The sequence below is a fragment of the Citrobacter freundii complex sp. CFNIH9 genome (assembly GCF_002903305.1).
Taxonomy (GTDB): domain Bacteria; phylum Pseudomonadota; class Gammaproteobacteria; order Enterobacterales; family Enterobacteriaceae; genus Citrobacter; species Citrobacter portucalensis.
Genome location: NZ_CP026238.1, coordinates 4611055 through 4626303, shown reverse-complemented (window position 1 = coordinate 4626303; position 15249 = coordinate 4611055). Strand labels below are relative to the sequence as shown.

The following is a 15249-nucleotide window of genomic DNA, read 5'->3' as shown; positions in this document are numbered from 1 at the left end:
ATTAACAGGAGATCCCTTTGCGCTGGATACCATTACTTGCCATTTTTCTCTATGTTTACATAGAGATATCTATTTTTATTCAGGTTGCCCATGTGATGGGCGTCCTGATGACGCTGATTTTGGTTATTTTTACATCGGTTATCGGTATGTCTCTGGTTCGTAATCAGGGATTTAAGAACTTTTTACTGATGCAACAGAAAATGGCGGCAGGTGAAAGTCCGGCTGCAGAAATGATCAAAAGCGTATCGCTGATTATTGCCGGTCTGCTGTTGGTGCTGCCCGGATTTTTCACCGATTTCCTCGGTCTTCTTCTTTTATTACCCCCGGTGCAAAAACATCTGACGATGAAACTGCTGCCACATTTGCGTTTTTCGCGTATGCCTAGCGGTGGTTTTAGCGCCGGAACGGGTGGCGGTGAGACTTTTGATGGTGAATTTCAGCGCAAGGATGACAAGCGCGACAGCATCGAACATAAAGACGATCGTCGGGATTAAGCATCAGTATGTAGGCCGGATAAGCGTTAGCGTCATCCGGCAAAAGTATTTATAGGCCGGATGATGGCGTCAACGTTGCCTTATCCGGTCTGCGGGGTAAAAACAGCCACAGTCCTGCCAGCATAATCAACGCGTACAGACTCTTCCAGCCGACCATCGCCAGTAGCAGTAGGCACAGCAGACCGCCAATGACCGCCAGTGCGCGATAATGCCCTTTCAGTAATCGACACCCCGCCAACATGCACAGCAAATAAATCATAATAAAGATGCCGTTGGCGTAGACGATTAACGCATCGAGATTGATTTGCAGCATATAGATGCACAGAGTACTGATTACGCAGCAGCCCAATACGGCGTTTAGCGCATTGCGCGGAAGGTGTCGGGGGGACAGACGAGCCAGATAACTCTCCGGCTTATACTGCGCTTGAGACCAGACCAGCCGGGCGAAGCTTTGTATATAAATGTTGAGGCTGGCAAAACAGGCCAGATAACCAATGATGCAGGCGACCCACAGAGCTTGTACGCCAAACAGTTGCACGACGATCTCTGGCAGCGACGCTGCGGCCGCCATTTGCTCGCCGTAGGCACCAAAATGGAGAACGACAACGGTGCATGCCCAATAAACAGACCCTGCCAGCAGCAGGCCGATCATCAGTGCGCGTGGGAAGTCTCGCTCCGGATTTTTGAATTCAGACGCCAGGTGAGCAAACGCTTCAAGGCCGACAAAGCACCAGAACATGACCGACAACGCGGCGAACAGGCCGGGAAGCTCAATATCGGTAATCGCAGGGAAGGGGATTTCGCCAGGTGTCAGATCGCCCGCCCACCAGATAGCAACAATCAGGGCAACAATCAGTCCTGCAATGACCGTTTGTAGATTCGCGCTGGAGCTTGCGCCGCGAGAGCCGATGTACCAAACCAATGCCAGCGTACCGAGCTCAGCCAGCAAAAGCTGCTCGTCATGCCAGCCAAACATCGCCTGACCGAATCCGGCGGCGATATGCAATGCCGCAGGCAAACCGACAGGAATGACCGACAAAAATAGCCATCCGGTGACGCGCTCCAGGCGTGAACCAAAGGCCATGCCGACAAAATGCGCCACACCGCCTGCGCTGGGAAAATGACGACCCAGTACGGCGAAGACAATCGCCACAGGAAAGACCAAAACAATCAGCACCGGCCATGCCCACAGGCTGTTGTTGCCCGCAACCAGTGCGGCCAGCGCGGGGACGGCAAAAACGCCTGTACCTAACAATGATGTCGACAACAGGCCAACGCCCTGAGCCAGTCCCAGCTCTTGTTTCAGTCCGCTCATAAATTGTTATCCGGTTATGCCCATTGATCGGGCTACAGCGCAGATTTTTGATGGTATCACAATCAGATTTGCTTATGACGACGTGACTGAAATCGTTATGAAATGTGAGGTGCGTCGGCGTTTTGACGAGATTTTCTGCTGATAAAAAATTTTTTTCGCTTGCCCCCTTGAAGGCACAAAACCCCATCCCCATCTCTCTGGTCACTAGCCGGGAAACCGTTTACGGGCCGGCGTCACCCATAACTGATAAAGACTTTCTCAAAGGAGAGCTATCAATGAGTATTCGTCCGTTACATGATCGTGTGATCGTCAAACGTAAAGAAGTTGAATCCAAATCTGCTGGCGGCATCGTACTGACCGGTTCTGCAGCAGGTAAATCAACTCGTGGCGAAATCATCGCTGTCGGTAAGGGTCGCATCCTGGACAACGGTACCGTACAGCCGCTGGACGTGAAAGTCGGCGATATCGTTATTTTCAACGATGGCTACGGTGTTAAATCTGAGAAGATCGACAATGAAGAAGTGTTGATCATGTCTGAAAGCGACATCCTGGCGATTGTTGAAGCCTAATCCGCGAACGACACTGAACATACGAATTTAAGGGAAAGAGAAAATGGCAGCTAAAGACGTAAAATTCGGTAACGACGCTCGTGTGAAAATGCTGCGCGGCGTAAACGTACTGGCAGATGCAGTGAAAGTTACCCTCGGTCCAAAAGGCCGTAACGTAGTTCTGGATAAATCTTTCGGTGCACCGACCATCACTAAAGATGGTGTTTCCGTAGCACGTGAAATCGAACTGGAAGACAAGTTCGAAAACATGGGTGCGCAGATGGTGAAAGAAGTTGCCTCTAAAGCGAACGACGCTGCAGGTGACGGTACCACCACCGCAACCGTACTGGCTCAGTCCATCATCACTGAAGGTCTGAAGGCCGTTGCTGCGGGCATGAACCCGATGGATCTGAAACGTGGTATCGACAAAGCTGTCGCTGCTGCAGTTGAAGAACTGAAAGCACTGTCCGTACCGTGCTCCGACTCTAAAGCTATTGCTCAGGTTGGTACCATCTCCGCTAACTCCGACGAAACCGTAGGTAAACTGATCGCTGAAGCGATGGACAAAGTCGGTAAAGAAGGCGTGATCACCGTTGAAGACGGTACCGGTCTGCAGGACGAACTGGACGTGGTTGAAGGTATGCAGTTCGACCGTGGCTACCTGTCTCCTTACTTCATCAACAAGCCGGAAACTGGCGCAGTAGAACTGGAAAGCCCGTTCATCCTGCTGGCTGACAAGAAAATCTCCAACATCCGCGAAATGCTGCCGGTTCTGGAAGCTGTAGCGAAAGCAGGCAAACCGCTGCTGATCATCGCTGAAGATGTTGAAGGCGAAGCGCTGGCAACTCTGGTTGTTAACACCATGCGCGGTATCGTGAAAGTCGCTGCGGTTAAAGCACCTGGCTTCGGCGATCGTCGTAAAGCAATGCTGCAGGATATCGCTACCCTGACCGGTGGTACCGTTATCTCTGAAGAGATCGGTATGGAGCTGGAAAAAGCAACTCTGGAAGATCTGGGTCAGGCGAAACGCGTTGTTATCAACAAAGACACTACCACCATCATCGATGGCGTGGGCGACGAAGCTGCAATCCAGGGGCGCGTGACTCAGATTCGTCAGCAGATCGAAGAAGCAACTTCCGACTATGACCGTGAAAAACTGCAGGAGCGCGTAGCGAAACTGGCAGGCGGCGTTGCGGTTATCAAAGTTGGTGCTGCGACTGAAGTTGAAATGAAAGAGAAGAAAGCCCGCGTTGAAGATGCCCTGCACGCTACCCGTGCTGCGGTAGAAGAAGGCGTGGTTGCTGGTGGTGGTGTTGCGCTGATTCGCGTAGCGTCTAAAATTGCCGGCCTGAAAGGTCAGAACGAAGACCAGAACGTAGGTATCAAAGTTGCGCTGCGCGCAATGGAATCCCCACTGCGTCAAATCGTACTGAACTGCGGCGAAGAGCCGTCTGTAGTGGCTAACACCGTGAAAGCTGGTGACGGTAACTACGGTTACAACGCTGCAACTGAAGAATACGGCAACATGATCGACATGGGTATCCTGGATCCAACCAAAGTAACTCGTTCTGCTCTGCAGTACGCGGCTTCTGTTGCAGGTCTGATGATCACCACCGAGTGCATGGTTACCGACCTGCCGAAAGGCGATGCGCCTGACTTAGGTGCTGCCGGTATGGGTGGCATGGGTGGAATGGGCGGCATGATGTAATTTAATCTTCATACTTCAAGCCGCAGGTTCGTTGGCCGCGTTCGTTCACCCCAGTCACTTACTCATGTAAGCTCCTGGGGATTCATGAACTTGCCGCCTGCCTGCAACTTGAATTATTTGATTAAATACGCATCTCGCGAAAAATGAGAAACCCTCGGACAGAAATGTCTGGGGGTTTTTCTTTTGGTCATCTTTTTAGTATATGATTCAGCTACGGACATAACGTCCAACTAATTGATTATGGGGAATGACATGCACGTGAAATATTTAGCAGGGATCGTTGGTGCCGCGCTACTGATGGCGGGTTGTAGCTCCAGCAACGAACTGAATTCTGCCGGGCAAAGCGTACGTTTTGTTGAAGACAAGCCTGGCGCAGAGTGCCAACTGATAGGCACCGCAACCGGTAAGCAAAGCAACTGGCTTTCAGGCCAGCACGGCGAAGAGGGCGGCTCAATGCGTGGCGCAGCAAACGATCTGCGTAATCAGGCTGCGGCAATGGGCGGTAACGTGATTTATGGCGTCAGCAGCCCATCGCAGGGAATGCTGTCCAGCTTTGTTCCTACCGCCAGTGAGATGATTGGACAGGTTTATAAGTGCCCTAATTGAGAACTGCTGCTGATGCCGGATGGCGACGCTAAAGCGTCTTATCCGGCCTACGGTACGAATGATCGTAGGCCTGATAAGCGCAACGCCATCAGGCATTCTGAGTCTTATGCGCAGACTGAACGCGTAAATGATGCAATGCGCGCAGGCACTGATCCTGATTGAGCTTTTGCGTCTTATCACCCGTCAACGTTCTGACAAACACCTGGCACGGTACACCGGCAAGTTTTTTCAGCCGCGGGCTGAAGTCGAGAAGACGGCGAGTAATGGCTTCGGCTTCTTTGCTACCGGAAAGGGCGCGAGTTTTCACTACCGAACCACAGAACTGGGCTTTTCCTTTATTGTCTGTATAGCGGTAAATAATCGCCAGATAATGATTAAACAGGTTATGTTTCCATTCGGGTTGTGTATAAGAGTCGTATTCCAGATTGTCGTTTTGCTGACAATCAACATCGTACAGCGGCAGGAAATCCAGCAGCGATGTTATTCGTAGCGCGAGCTCTCTCATGCCAGCATTATTTATTGCGTGAATAATTGCATGCGCCAACACCTGAATCTGTAATTCATTAACCAGTAATTCGCATGTTTGTCCGTCATGTAACGTCAGAGAAAATGTTAAATTCTCGCCTTTGTCATCCACTAACATCAGCGAATTTATGCGACGGTTAATATCCGCATTTTTTAGTTCATCTTCCTGAATTGACGGAATATTTTCGTGCATTTTTTTGCTGGCTTTATCACATGTCTTTTCATATTGCATACGCTCGTCTGTGTTTAGCTGTGAAATGGCGTACAGCCGGCTCTCCAGCGCGATAAGCAGGTCTCTAAGTCCAAGTGGAGAGAGAAAAAAGAGTGATTCCTTGTTTCTTGGTTCTTTTATTTTTAATGCCATGGCAACAAATTCATTCTTTTGGCGAATAATGCCAGTATTAACGCCCTTAATACTTATAGCCATAAAAGGTTCTCCCTAACCATATATTTATTAATATTCTGTATTTGAAACTATTGATAAAATTTACGAATGAATAATTGAACTGCGCTAATTAAAATAGCACAGATTAAAAGCGAGGCTCCACTTGTGGGGATTTAAATAATAAGTAATCGTGGTGAGTGTCCGGAATCGGACACTCAGTAATAGCTATTGTTGACGTAACTGCAGATCCAGCGGTGTTTTACTTGGCTCTCCACCAATTTCACGCGCTAGTTTGGGGACCATATAGCCGGAAACTAGCGTCAGAAGCTCACGCATAATGCGACGCGCTTCATCGTCGCTGACCATAAAGTGTGCGGCACCCTGCACTTTATCCAGCACGTGCAGGTAATAGGGCATTACACCGGCATCAAACAGTGCGTTGCTAAGGTTAGCCAGGGTTTGTGCGTTATCGTTCACGCCTCGCAGCAATACGCTCTGGTTGAGTAACGTAACGCCCGCGGCGCGCAGACTGCTCATCGCCTGGCGAAACGTCTCATCAATTTCATTGGCATGGTTAATGTGATTGACCAGCAGAATTTGCAAGGAGGAGTGCGCAAAACGCTCGACCAGTCCTTCTGTAATGCGCGCCGGGATCACTATCGGCAAACGGCTGTGAATACGCAGACGCTTAATGTGCGGGATAGCTTCCAGTTGCGTGAGCAACCAGTCCAGTTCGTGGTCCTTGGCCATTAACGGATCGCCACCAGAGAAGATGATTTCATCCAGCTCAGGGTGCGCGTTAATGTAGTCGATGGCGACCTGCCAGTTGCGCTTATTGCCCTGATTTTCGGCGTATGGGAAATGCCGGCGGAAGCAATAGCGACAATTTACCGCGCAACCGCCTTTAACCAGCAGCAGTGCCCGATTGCGATATTTATGCAGCAGACCGGGAACCACGCTGTGCTGTTCTTCCAGTGGGTCGGTTGAGTAGCCTGGCGCGGCCACAAACTCTTCCTGGGCAGTCAGTACCTGACGTAAAAGCGGATCGTCCGGGTTGCCTTTCTCCATGCGGGCAATAAACGCACGCGGCACGCGCAGGGCGAAAAGCCGTCTCGCGTCGCGTCCGGCCAACAGTTTTTCATCTGCATCTATGTTCAAAAGATGCAGAAGTTCATCGGGATCGGTCACAACATCGGCAAGTTGCGATAACCAATCTTCTCTGGATGGGGTATTTAGGGTTACAATATGCGCCATTTTGTGGCTTAGCTACCAGTTAACAATTTTCAGAGGGCCTTATGGCAACGTACTATAGCAACGATTTTCGTGCTGGTCTTAAAATCATGTTGGACGGCGAACCTTATGCGGTTGAAGCCAGCGAATTCGTTAAACCAGGTAAAGGCCAGGCGTTTGCGCGCGTTAAGCTGCGTCGCCTGCTGACCGGTACTCGCGTAGAGAAAACCTTCAAGTCTACTGACTCCGCTGAAGGCGCAGACGTAGCCGACATGAACCTGACCTTCCTGTATAGCGACGGTGAGTTCTGGCACTTTATGAATAACACCACTTTCGAACAGCTGGCTGCAGACGAGAAAGCGGTAGGCGATAACGCTAAATGGCTGCTGGACCAGGCTGAATGCATCGTGACCCTGTGGAACGGTCAGCCGATCTCCGTAACTCCGCCGAACTTCGTTGAGCTGGAAGTTGTTGAAACCGACCCAGGTCTGAAAGGCGATACCGCTGGTACTGGCGGCAAACCGGCTACCCTGTCTACCGGCGCAGTCGTTAAAGTTCCGCTGTTCGTACAGATCGGCGAAGTGATCAAAGTGGATACCCGCTCCGGCGAATACGTTTCTCGCGTAAAATAAGTCTTCCATTTGATCTTATGGCGCAGGTTGCTGCGCCATACTTTTTCCAGGGCAGGAATGATGAAACGTCTTCTCGGTCTTGTAATGCTACTCCTTTTCACCAGCACCCTTCTGACAGGATGCAATACCGCACGCGGCTTCGGTGAAGACATCAAACATCTTGGCAACTCAATTTCACACGCCGCCAGCTAATCCTTTCATATAGTCTTAAAAACGGTTGTTTATCCATCACACTCCCTGATCTTGTCTATTATTAAGTAGCTATACACAAACAATATTGGCTAGAAAAGGAAGACGTTATGGTTAAGAAGACAATTGCTGCGATCTTTTCTGTGTTGGTACTTTCTTCCGTTTTAACCGCGTGTAATACCACACGAGGCGTAGGACAGGATATCTCTGAAGGCGGTAGCGCAATCTCTGGTGCAGCGACAAAAGCTCAGCAATAGCAATAATGAAGAACGGTACGACGTCGTGTCGTACCGTTAATCACCCTTCCTTGGGAGTGACAGGAACGGCGAGAAGCGGTTCCCCAGGTGCAGTTTCATACGGATATTCCGCTTATAGGTGTAGACCGTTTTGCCATGAATGCTGAGCGCGGCGGCAATGGCATTGTTACTCACACCATCCATCCACATTGATAATACTTTCTCCTCTTGCGGCGTAAGCAAAGGCGTGGCGTTTTTGGCTATTTCTAATGCGGGGCGAACCTGAAGCGCTTCCTGAATTGTGTGGGAGAGTGTGTTCAGCGTGGTGTGCTTGGTCAAGACCGAATGGGCTACGGATTGAGAGGGCACGATGGGGGCATGCTGTCTGTCTGCTGATTGCAGTAAAATCAGTGGGATGACGCCACAACTCATAAAAAAAGGTTTAATTGGCGGACTGGAGTGCGTCTCGCTAATAAAACTGTATAAATCCGCGATCACCAGATGCGGTTTCCATTGCAAAATATGCTCTTTTGCTAACAGGAGATTATTGATTCCTGATACCAGAAATGAGGAGCTGAACCTGCCAGAATGATTAAGCAAGGCCTCTATCCCTGTGCGGGTAAAGTGGCACCGGTCAATCACTAAAATTTTAAGCATAAACGTTTCGCATTCAGAAGAGGGGCAATCGACTTTCTGGTTTCAGAAAGCCCTTCATCATAGAGAACTCCGATGAGTGCCAAATGCGGGAACTACGCCGCTAATTATGCTTAATTCTTGCTTTTAGCAGGCAGTGAATAAAAAGGTTGAAACTCATTTTCTTCCGGGCAAAAATGCCATTTCACACATCAGCTTTGCAGGACGACCTGCAAACGCTTCATTCACCGGGGACGGCCCCATAGTTCTGGAGCCTGATATGTCCTGGATCGTTTTATTAATTGCAGGTTTGCTCGAAGTCGTATGGGCGATTGGCCTGAAATACACCCACGGTTTTACGCGTCTTACGCCAAGCATTATCACTATTGCGGCGATGATCGTCAGTATCGCCATGCTCTCCTGGGCAATGCGCACGTTGCCTGTTGGAACAGCTTATGCGGTCTGGACCGGTATTGGCGCTGTTGGGGCGGCCATTACAGGGATTTTACTGCTGGGTGAGTCTGCCAGCCCGGCACGTTTGCTGAGCCTTGGGCTGATCGTTGCTGGTATTATTGGTCTGAAGCTGAGCACTCACTAAGCGCCAGGCTGTTTCACCCAAATCAGTTTATTCACTTCAAACCCTTCCCGGGTCGCGATGGCTAACATTTGCTGTTTCATTTCATCTGAAATAGTAGGGGTCCGTGAAAGGATCCACAGGTAGTCGCGATCCGGGCCACAAACCAGCGCGTGACGATATTCCCGGTCGAGTGCAATTACGTTATACCCGCCATAGAAGGGGCCGAAAAAAGAAACCTTAAGCGCGGCTCTGCTTGGGTCGCCGGTGAAATAGGCTTTCCCTTCCGTTTTCTGCCACATCTCCCTGTCAGGGTTATAGCCCTTGTTAATAACGTTGATGCCGCCGTCGTCGCGCAAGCTGTATGTTGCGGTCACTTTATCCAATCCGCGCTCGAAACGATGGTCGAAGCGCGCAATTTCATACCAGGTTCCCAGATAGCGTTTGGCATCAAAGTTATTTACCACGGTAACGCCTTTCGGCGGTGTCGGGGAGCTACACGCGACAACCAGGAATGCAGCCGTAACTGCAGCAACGACGGGCAAAATGCGCATGGGATTTTCCTTGCTGTATTTTTGTTAAGTGTAGATGACAACAGGAAAAAAAGAGAAAGAAAGGAGGCCCAATATCCTGGGCCTCATCGTTAGTTATTGCAGCTTTTCAAGAATGCGCCAGGCCGCCTCGACACGGACAGGGTTAGGATAGCTTTTGTTTGCCAGCATCACGATGCCAAGGTTTTTTTCTGGAACGAAGGCTACGTAGCTGCCAAATCCTCCAGTGGATCCCGTTTTATGCACCCATGAGGCTTTCACAGCGGGGGCAGGCGGGTTTACCTCAACGGCGGGAAGCGCTGCCAATGCCACTTTGCTGTCGCTACCGTTGATGATTGAATCAGCTTTCAGCGGCCAGTTCAGCATCTCCCAGCCTAATCCCTGGTACATATCGCCAATACGCCAGTAGCGAGACTGCGCAAGCGCAATGCCCTGCTGGAGCGTTTTCTCCTGAACGCGGCTGGCGTCCATGTTGACCTGAACCCAGCGGGCCATATCAATAACGCTGGATTTCACGCCATAGGCTTCGGCGTCAAGTTGTCCCGGAGAAACGTGTACAGCCTTCCCTTCGCGATAGCCCCAGGCATAATCTTTTTGTTCGTTCTGCGGAACTGTAATCCAGGTATGCGCCAGTTTTAATGGTTGCAGGACGCGTCTGGTCATTGCCTCTTCGTAACTCATTCCTGAGGGTTTCACCGCCAGCGCGCCAAACAGACCAATGCTGGAGTTAGCGTAAAGACGCTTAGCGCCCGGGGCCCATTGCGGCTGCCAGTTTTGATAAAAACGCAGTAATGCGGCTTTATCCGTAACGTCATCGGGGATCTGCAGCGGCAGGCCGCCTGCCGTGTAGGTGGCTAAGTGCAGCAGGCTGATACCCTGCCACTGTTTGCCTGTCAGTTCTGGCCAGTATTTCGTGACCGGATCGCTGAGCTTAATTTCGCCACGGGCGATAGCATCGCCGCCCAACACGCCGTTAAACGTCTTACTGACCGACCCTAGCTCAAACAGAGTTTGCTGCGTGACTGGGTGGTTATTGGTGATATCGGCTTTACCCCAGGTGAAATAATAGGGTTTTCCCTGGTAGATAACGGCAACGGCCATACCCGGAATAGCCTGCTCCTGCATCAACGGGGTGATGGTGCGATTAACGATATCGGCAATCTGTTGTTCTGTTTTGGCGGCGGCAAACGTGGAGAAAGGGGCTGTCAGCAGCAGAGCGCAGCATAACGATTTTTTCATCATGAAATCAGTTCCGTAATTAAAAGCAAAAGGGTGTCCGGGCCCGTCAGACGCAATCAGTGTGTTTGATTTGCACCGTGTTGACAAACGGTTAAATTTAGCAGCAGATATAAGTTTTTCTAACAGGCCGGATGATGACGCGTAGCTATATCCCTCTTAACTCGCTGCGGGCTTTTGAAGCTGCGGCCAGACATCTCAGTTTTACCCGCGCTGCGATTGAGCTCAACGTGACGCATTCTGCCATCAGCCAGCATGTAAAATCGCTGGAGCAGCAGCTAAATTGTCAGCTTTTTGTGCGCGGTTCTCGTGGATTAATGTTGACGACTGAAGGGGAAAGTCTGTTACCTGTACTTAATGACTCTTTCGATCGTATGGCGGGGATGCTGGATCGTTTTGCCACCAAACAGACCCAGGAAAAACTTAAAATTGGCGTGGTGGGGACCTTTGCGGTTGGGTGTCTGTTTCCTCTACTGGGCGATTTTAAGCGCAGTTACCCGCATATTGATTTGCATATTTCTACCCATAATAACCGCGTGGATCCCGCTGCCGAAGGACTGGATTATACCATTCGCTACGGAGGGGGAGCCTGGCATGATACCGACGCGCAATATTTATGTAGCGCGTTGATGTCTCCACTGTGTTCGCCAACATTGGCTTCGCAGATTCAAACGCCTGCGGACATCCTGAAATTTCCGTTATTACGATCGTATCGGCGGGATGAATGGACGCTTTGGATGCAGGCCGCCGGAGAGGCGCCCCCGTCACCGACGCACAACGTGGTGGTGTTTGATTCGTCCGTCACCATGCTGGAAGCCGCGCAGGCGGGGATCGGTGTGGCAATTGCGCCAGTCAGAATGTTCACGCATTTACTCAGTAGGGAACGAATCGTTCAACCATTTTTAACGCAGATTGATTTGGGAAGTTACTGGATAACGCGTTTGCAATCGCGTCCGGAGACACCGGCGATGCGTGAATTTTCCCGTTGGTTGACAGGAATGCTGCACAAATAAAAAGGCCCGCCAATGGCGGGCCTGATAATTAACGCATGTACTTAGATGGTCAGAATACCAATAGCCGTTACAACGGTCAGGATTGCTGCCAGTCCGTAGAATACCCATTTGCCAGCAGGCACGTGGATTTTCAGGTCATGCATCGCGTGGTGCATACGGTGTAAACCACACCACAGCGGCAGAACGATCATCAGGAACAGAAACGCACGTCCGATGAAGCTCTGAGCGAATGCCAGTACGCGTTCATAGCTGAAAGCATCAGGAACAAAGCCCAGCGGCAGCATAATGCCTACCAGCAGGATCATTACCGGCGCAATGATTGCGCTCCACATACCGCCTGCACCAAACAGGCCCCAGAATACGGGTTCGTCAGAGCGTTTTGGATTTGGATTAATCATTCCGGACTCCTTACCAGAACAGGGCAACAAACAGTATGACTACTGTCGCAACCACAGTAACTGCCCAGAGACCTTTGATGATCGGCTCTGGCCCCATTTTTTCGTCTTTTACGATGATGTTGGCTGCTTTTGGCGCCAGCTCAAACCAGGTTTTGGTATGCAGCAGCGCTGCTGCCAGGGCGATAATGTTAAGGATTACCACCACCGGGTTTTGCAAAAAGGCGACAAAGCCCATCCAGGACTCTGCACCATGCTTGAGTGCAAACAGGCCGATAATCAGTTCAATGCTGAACCAGACTGCCGGAACTGCCGTGCCTTCACGCAGCATGTAAAAACGATAAAATGGCAGCTTTTTCCACCAGGTGGACGTCATTGGCCGCACATAGGCTTTACGTTTAGTCGTCATCGTGCACTCCTTAGCGTGGTTTCAGGGTAGCGATAAGAAAGTCTTTTGAACTTTCAACTTTACCCTGCTGAATGGCCGCAGCCGGATCGACGTGTTTCGGGCAGACTTCGGAGCAGTAGCCCACGAAAGTACAGGTCCAGACGCCGTTCGGGCTGTTCAACTGAGCCATACGCTCCTTCTTACCGTGGTCGCGGCTATCTTCGTTGTAACGATGCGCCAGCGTAATCGCAGCCGGTCCAATGAACTCAGGGTTCAGGCCGAACTGCGGACACGCGGCATAGCACAGACCACAGTTGATGCAACCGGAGAACTGATGATACTTCGCCATCTGCGCCGGAGTCTGGGTGTTTGGACCCTGATCCGGTGTACGCGGGTTACCGATAATGTACGGTTTGATCGCTTCCAGGCTTTCGATAAAGTGCGTCATGTCGACGACCAGATCGCGCTCAATCGGGAAGTTGCCCAGCGCTTCAACCTTCATGCCGTTGGTGTAATCACGCAGGAAGGTTTTGCACGCCAGTTTCGGTACATTGTTGACCATCATGCCGCAGGAGCCGCAGATCGCCATACGGCAGGACCAGCGGTAGCTCAGGTCCGGTGCCAGGTTATCCTTGATGTAACCCAGCGCATCCAGCAGTGACGTGGTTTCATCATAAGGAACTTCGTAGAAAGCACTGTGCGGCGCGGTATCGGTTTCCGGGTTATAGCGCACCACCTCAACTTTCAGGTTTTTCATCTCAGCCATTCGCCTTCTCCTTCTTATCGGCTGCTTCCGCTTCGCCACCGTAAACACGTTTAGCCGGTGGCAGAGTGGTGATTTTCACGTCGCTATATTCCAGGCGAGTCGTGCCGTCAGCATCGCGGAAGGCGAGGGTGTGTTTGAGGAAGTTCACATCGTCACGCTCGGTGCAGCCTTCATCCAGACGCTGGTGCGCGCCGCGGGATTCTTTACGGGCCAGAGCAGAGTGCGCCATACATTCAGCAACGTTCAGACCGTGACCCAGTTCGATGGTATACAGCAGGTCGGTGTTGAAGACGCTGGAGGTATCAGTGATACGTACGCGCTTGAAGCGTTCCTGCAGTTCCGCCAGCTTATCAACGGTTTTCTGCATGAGTTCCGGCGTACGGTAGATACCGCAACCTTCTTCCATAGACAGGCCCATTTCGTCACGGATCTTAGACCAGTTTTCGTTACCTTCCTGGTTAACCAGATCTTTCAGACGTTTTTCAACGCCAGCAACCTGTGCATCAAGAGCGGCACTGTTTGCAGCGCCAGCCGTTGCAGCGCGTTCTGCTGCCTGCTCACCGGCCATACGACCGAAGACCACCAGTTCTGCCAGGGAGTTAGAGCCCAGACGGTTAGCGCCATGCAGACCAACAGAGGAACATTCGCCTACAGCGAACAGACCTTTAATGCGGGTTTCACAGTGCTGATCGGTTTCGATACCGCCCATGGTGTAGTGCGCGGTCGGACGTACCGGGATCGGTTCTTTAACCGGATCGACACCCACGTAAGCTTTCGCCAGTTCGCAGATGAACGGTAAACGTTCGAGCAGTTTTTTCTCGCCGAGGTGACGCAGGTCGAGGTGAACCACATCGCCACGCGGAGTGGAAATGGTGTTGCCTTTGCGCCATTCGTGCCAGAACGCCTGAGAAACTTTGTCGCGCGGACCGAGTTCCATGTATTTGTTTTTTGGCTCGCCCAGCGGGGTTTCCGGACCCATGCCGTAGTCTTGCAGATAACGGTAGCCGTTTTTGTTGACCAGAATACCGCCTTCACCACGGCAGCCTTCAGTCATCAGGATACCGGAGCCTGGCAGACCTGTTGGGTGATACTGAACGAATTCCATATCACGCAGCGGAACGCCGTGGCTCAGCGCCATGCCCATACCGTCGCCGGTTACGATGCCGCCGTTGGTGTTGTAACGGTAAACACGACCTGCGCCGCCCGTTGCCATAACAACAGCGTTAGCACGGATTTGCACCAGCGTGCCTTCCATCATGTTCATGGCAACCAGGCCGCGAGCATGACCGTCGTCAACCAGGATATCCAGAACGAAGTGTTCGTCAAAGCGCTGAATCTGCGGGAACTGCAAAGATGTTTGGAACAGCGTATGCAGCATGTGGAAGCCGGTCTTATCCGCGGCAAACCAGGTACGCTCGATTTTCATGCCGCCGAAGCGACGTACGTTGACGCTACCGTCTTCACGACGGCTCCATGGGCAGCCCCATTGTTCCAGTTGCGTCATTTCAGTTGGGCAGTGGTGGACAAAGTAATCCACGACATCCTGCTCACACAGCCAGTCTCCGCCTGCTACCGTATCGTGAAAATGGTAGTCAAAGCTGTCATGATCCTGCGCGACAGCAGCAGAGCCGCCTTCGGCAGCAACGGTATGGCTGCGCATTGGGTACACTTTTGAGATCAGTGCGATTTTAGCGTTGGGATTTGCTTGTGCGGCAGCAATTGCAGCACGTAATCCCGCGCCACCGGCGCCTATAATGGCAAGATCGGCTTGAAAGGTTTGCACGACATTCCTCCAGATTGTTGTTATTTCATCCCTGCCTGAAAT

The 15249-nt window shown here is 51.3% G+C and carries 19 protein-coding genes; 9 read left to right on the top strand and 10 right to left on the bottom strand.

What is annotated here, in order from left to right; all coding sequences use genetic code 11:
- Nucleotides 1-17 precede the first annotated feature (17 nt).
- A complete protein-coding gene (locus C2U43_RS23390) occupies nucleotides 18-494 on the top strand; it encodes an FxsA family protein (protein ID WP_103285861.1) in 477 nt (158 codons plus the stop codon).
- Nucleotides 495-543: 49 nt separating this feature from the next.
- Here C2U43_RS23390 and yjeH read toward each other — a convergent pair whose 3' ends face one another.
- Nucleotides 544-1809, bottom strand: coding sequence for an L-methionine/branched-chain amino acid transporter (gene yjeH / locus C2U43_RS23385; protein WP_103285860.1), 1266 nt, complete (start codon nucleotides 1807-1809; stop codon nucleotides 544-546).
- Nucleotides 1810-2084: 275 nt separating this feature from the next.
- On the opposite strand from yjeH, the gene C2U43_RS23380 reads away from it, so the two are divergent.
- The 3 genes from C2U43_RS23380 (at nucleotide 2085) to C2U43_RS23365 (ending at nucleotide 4671) form a co-directional block, all read left to right on the top strand.
- Complete coding sequence (locus C2U43_RS23380) at nucleotides 2085-2378, top strand: co-chaperone GroES (RefSeq protein ID WP_000027827.1); 294 nt, start codon at nucleotides 2085-2087, stop codon at nucleotides 2376-2378.
- A gap of 43 nt (nucleotides 2379-2421) precedes the next feature.
- On the top strand, nucleotides 2422-4065 hold the full coding sequence (gene groL, locus C2U43_RS23375; RefSeq protein ID WP_003830576.1) for a chaperonin GroEL: 1644 nt from the start codon (nucleotides 2422-2424) through the stop codon (nucleotides 4063-4065).
- Nucleotides 4066-4317: 252 nt separating this feature from the next.
- Complete coding sequence (locus C2U43_RS23365; protein ID WP_103285859.1) at nucleotides 4318-4671, top strand: DUF4156 domain-containing protein; 354 nt, start codon at nucleotides 4318-4320, stop codon at nucleotides 4669-4671.
- A gap of 88 nt (nucleotides 4672-4759) precedes the next feature.
- Here C2U43_RS23365 and yjeJ read toward each other — a convergent pair whose 3' ends face one another.
- Both yjeJ and epmB read right to left on the bottom strand, forming a co-directional pair.
- Nucleotides 4760-5623, bottom strand: a complete 864-nt coding sequence (gene yjeJ / locus C2U43_RS23360) for a YjeJ family protein (RefSeq protein WP_071446089.1) — start codon at nucleotides 5621-5623, stop codon at nucleotides 4760-4762.
- Between the two features lie 183 nt (nucleotides 5624-5806).
- A complete protein-coding gene (epmB, locus tag C2U43_RS23355) occupies nucleotides 5807-6835 on the bottom strand; it encodes an EF-P beta-lysylation protein EpmB (RefSeq protein ID WP_008785989.1) in 1029 nt (342 codons plus the stop codon).
- Nucleotides 6836-6876: 41 nt separating this feature from the next.
- On the opposite strand from epmB, the gene efp reads away from it, so the two are divergent.
- From efp to ecnB, 3 genes are all read left to right on the top strand, one after another.
- The gene (efp, locus tag C2U43_RS23350) at nucleotides 6877-7443 is read left to right on the top strand and encodes an elongation factor P (protein ID WP_003025478.1); all 567 of its coding nucleotides are present in this window, start codon (nucleotides 6877-6879) and stop codon (nucleotides 7441-7443) included.
- Between the two features lie 57 nt (nucleotides 7444-7500).
- Nucleotides 7501-7635 (top strand): lipoprotein antitoxin entericidin A, encoded by a 135-nt coding sequence (gene ecnA, locus C2U43_RS23345; RefSeq protein WP_003830568.1) that lies wholly within the window; start codon nucleotides 7501-7503, stop codon nucleotides 7633-7635.
- Nucleotides 7636-7742: 107 nt separating this feature from the next.
- A complete protein-coding gene (gene ecnB / locus C2U43_RS23340; RefSeq protein ID WP_003025482.1) occupies nucleotides 7743-7889 on the top strand; it encodes a lipoprotein toxin entericidin B in 147 nt (48 codons plus the stop codon).
- A 36-nt stretch (nucleotides 7890-7925) separates the two neighbouring features.
- Here ecnB and C2U43_RS23335 read toward each other — a convergent pair whose 3' ends face one another.
- The gene (locus C2U43_RS23335; RefSeq protein WP_048236298.1) at nucleotides 7926-8525 is read right to left on the bottom strand and encodes a LuxR C-terminal-related transcriptional regulator; all 600 of its coding nucleotides are present in this window, start codon (nucleotides 8523-8525) and stop codon (nucleotides 7926-7928) included.
- A 256-nt stretch (nucleotides 8526-8781) separates the two neighbouring features.
- Here C2U43_RS23335 and sugE point away from each other — a divergent pair, with 256 nt between their 5' ends.
- Nucleotides 8782-9099 (top strand): quaternary ammonium compound efflux SMR transporter SugE, encoded by a 318-nt coding sequence (sugE, locus tag C2U43_RS23330; RefSeq protein ID WP_000118520.1) that lies wholly within the window; start codon nucleotides 8782-8784, stop codon nucleotides 9097-9099.
- On the opposite strand, the gene C2U43_RS23325 is transcribed toward sugE, so the two are convergent.
- Nucleotides 9096-9629, bottom strand: coding sequence for a lipocalin family protein (locus tag C2U43_RS23325; RefSeq protein WP_001221666.1), 534 nt, complete (start codon nucleotides 9627-9629; stop codon nucleotides 9096-9098). The genes sugE and C2U43_RS23325 overlap by 4 nt on opposite strands.
- Before the next feature lie 93 nt (nucleotides 9630-9722).
- Nucleotides 9723-10868: a class C beta-lactamase CMY-183 gene (locus C2U43_RS23320; RefSeq protein WP_048215094.1), complete on the bottom strand. Its 1146-nt coding sequence runs from the start codon at nucleotides 10866-10868 to the stop codon at nucleotides 9723-9725.
- A 131-nt stretch (nucleotides 10869-10999) separates the two neighbouring features.
- Between C2U43_RS23320 and ampR the strand changes: the two genes are divergently transcribed.
- On the top strand, nucleotides 11000-11875 hold the full coding sequence (ampR, locus tag C2U43_RS23315) for a LysR family transcriptional regulator AmpR (protein ID WP_032942161.1): 876 nt from the start codon (nucleotides 11000-11002) through the stop codon (nucleotides 11873-11875).
- Nucleotides 11876-11916: 41 nt separating this feature from the next.
- Here ampR and frdD read toward each other — a convergent pair whose 3' ends face one another.
- From frdD to frdA, 4 genes are read right to left on the bottom strand one after another with little or no spacing between them, the layout of a single operon-like run.
- A complete protein-coding gene (gene frdD / locus C2U43_RS23310; RefSeq protein ID WP_003025535.1) occupies nucleotides 11917-12273 on the bottom strand; it encodes a fumarate reductase subunit FrdD in 357 nt (118 codons plus the stop codon).
- A 10-nt stretch (nucleotides 12274-12283) separates the two neighbouring features.
- Nucleotides 12284-12679, bottom strand: a complete 396-nt coding sequence (gene frdC / locus C2U43_RS23305) for a fumarate reductase subunit FrdC (protein ID WP_003025537.1) — start codon at nucleotides 12677-12679, stop codon at nucleotides 12284-12286.
- 10 nt (nucleotides 12680-12689) lie between these two features.
- Nucleotides 12690-13424, bottom strand: coding sequence for a fumarate reductase iron-sulfur protein (gene frdB, locus C2U43_RS23300; RefSeq protein ID WP_003025540.1), 735 nt, complete (start codon nucleotides 13422-13424; stop codon nucleotides 12690-12692).
- On the bottom strand, nucleotides 13417-15207 hold the full coding sequence (frdA, locus tag C2U43_RS23295) for a fumarate reductase (quinol) flavoprotein subunit (RefSeq protein ID WP_003830519.1): 1791 nt from the start codon (nucleotides 15205-15207) through the stop codon (nucleotides 13417-13419). The genes frdB and frdA overlap by 8 nt, the downstream gene beginning before the upstream one ends.
- Between the last annotated feature and the right edge of the window lie 42 nt (nucleotides 15208-15249).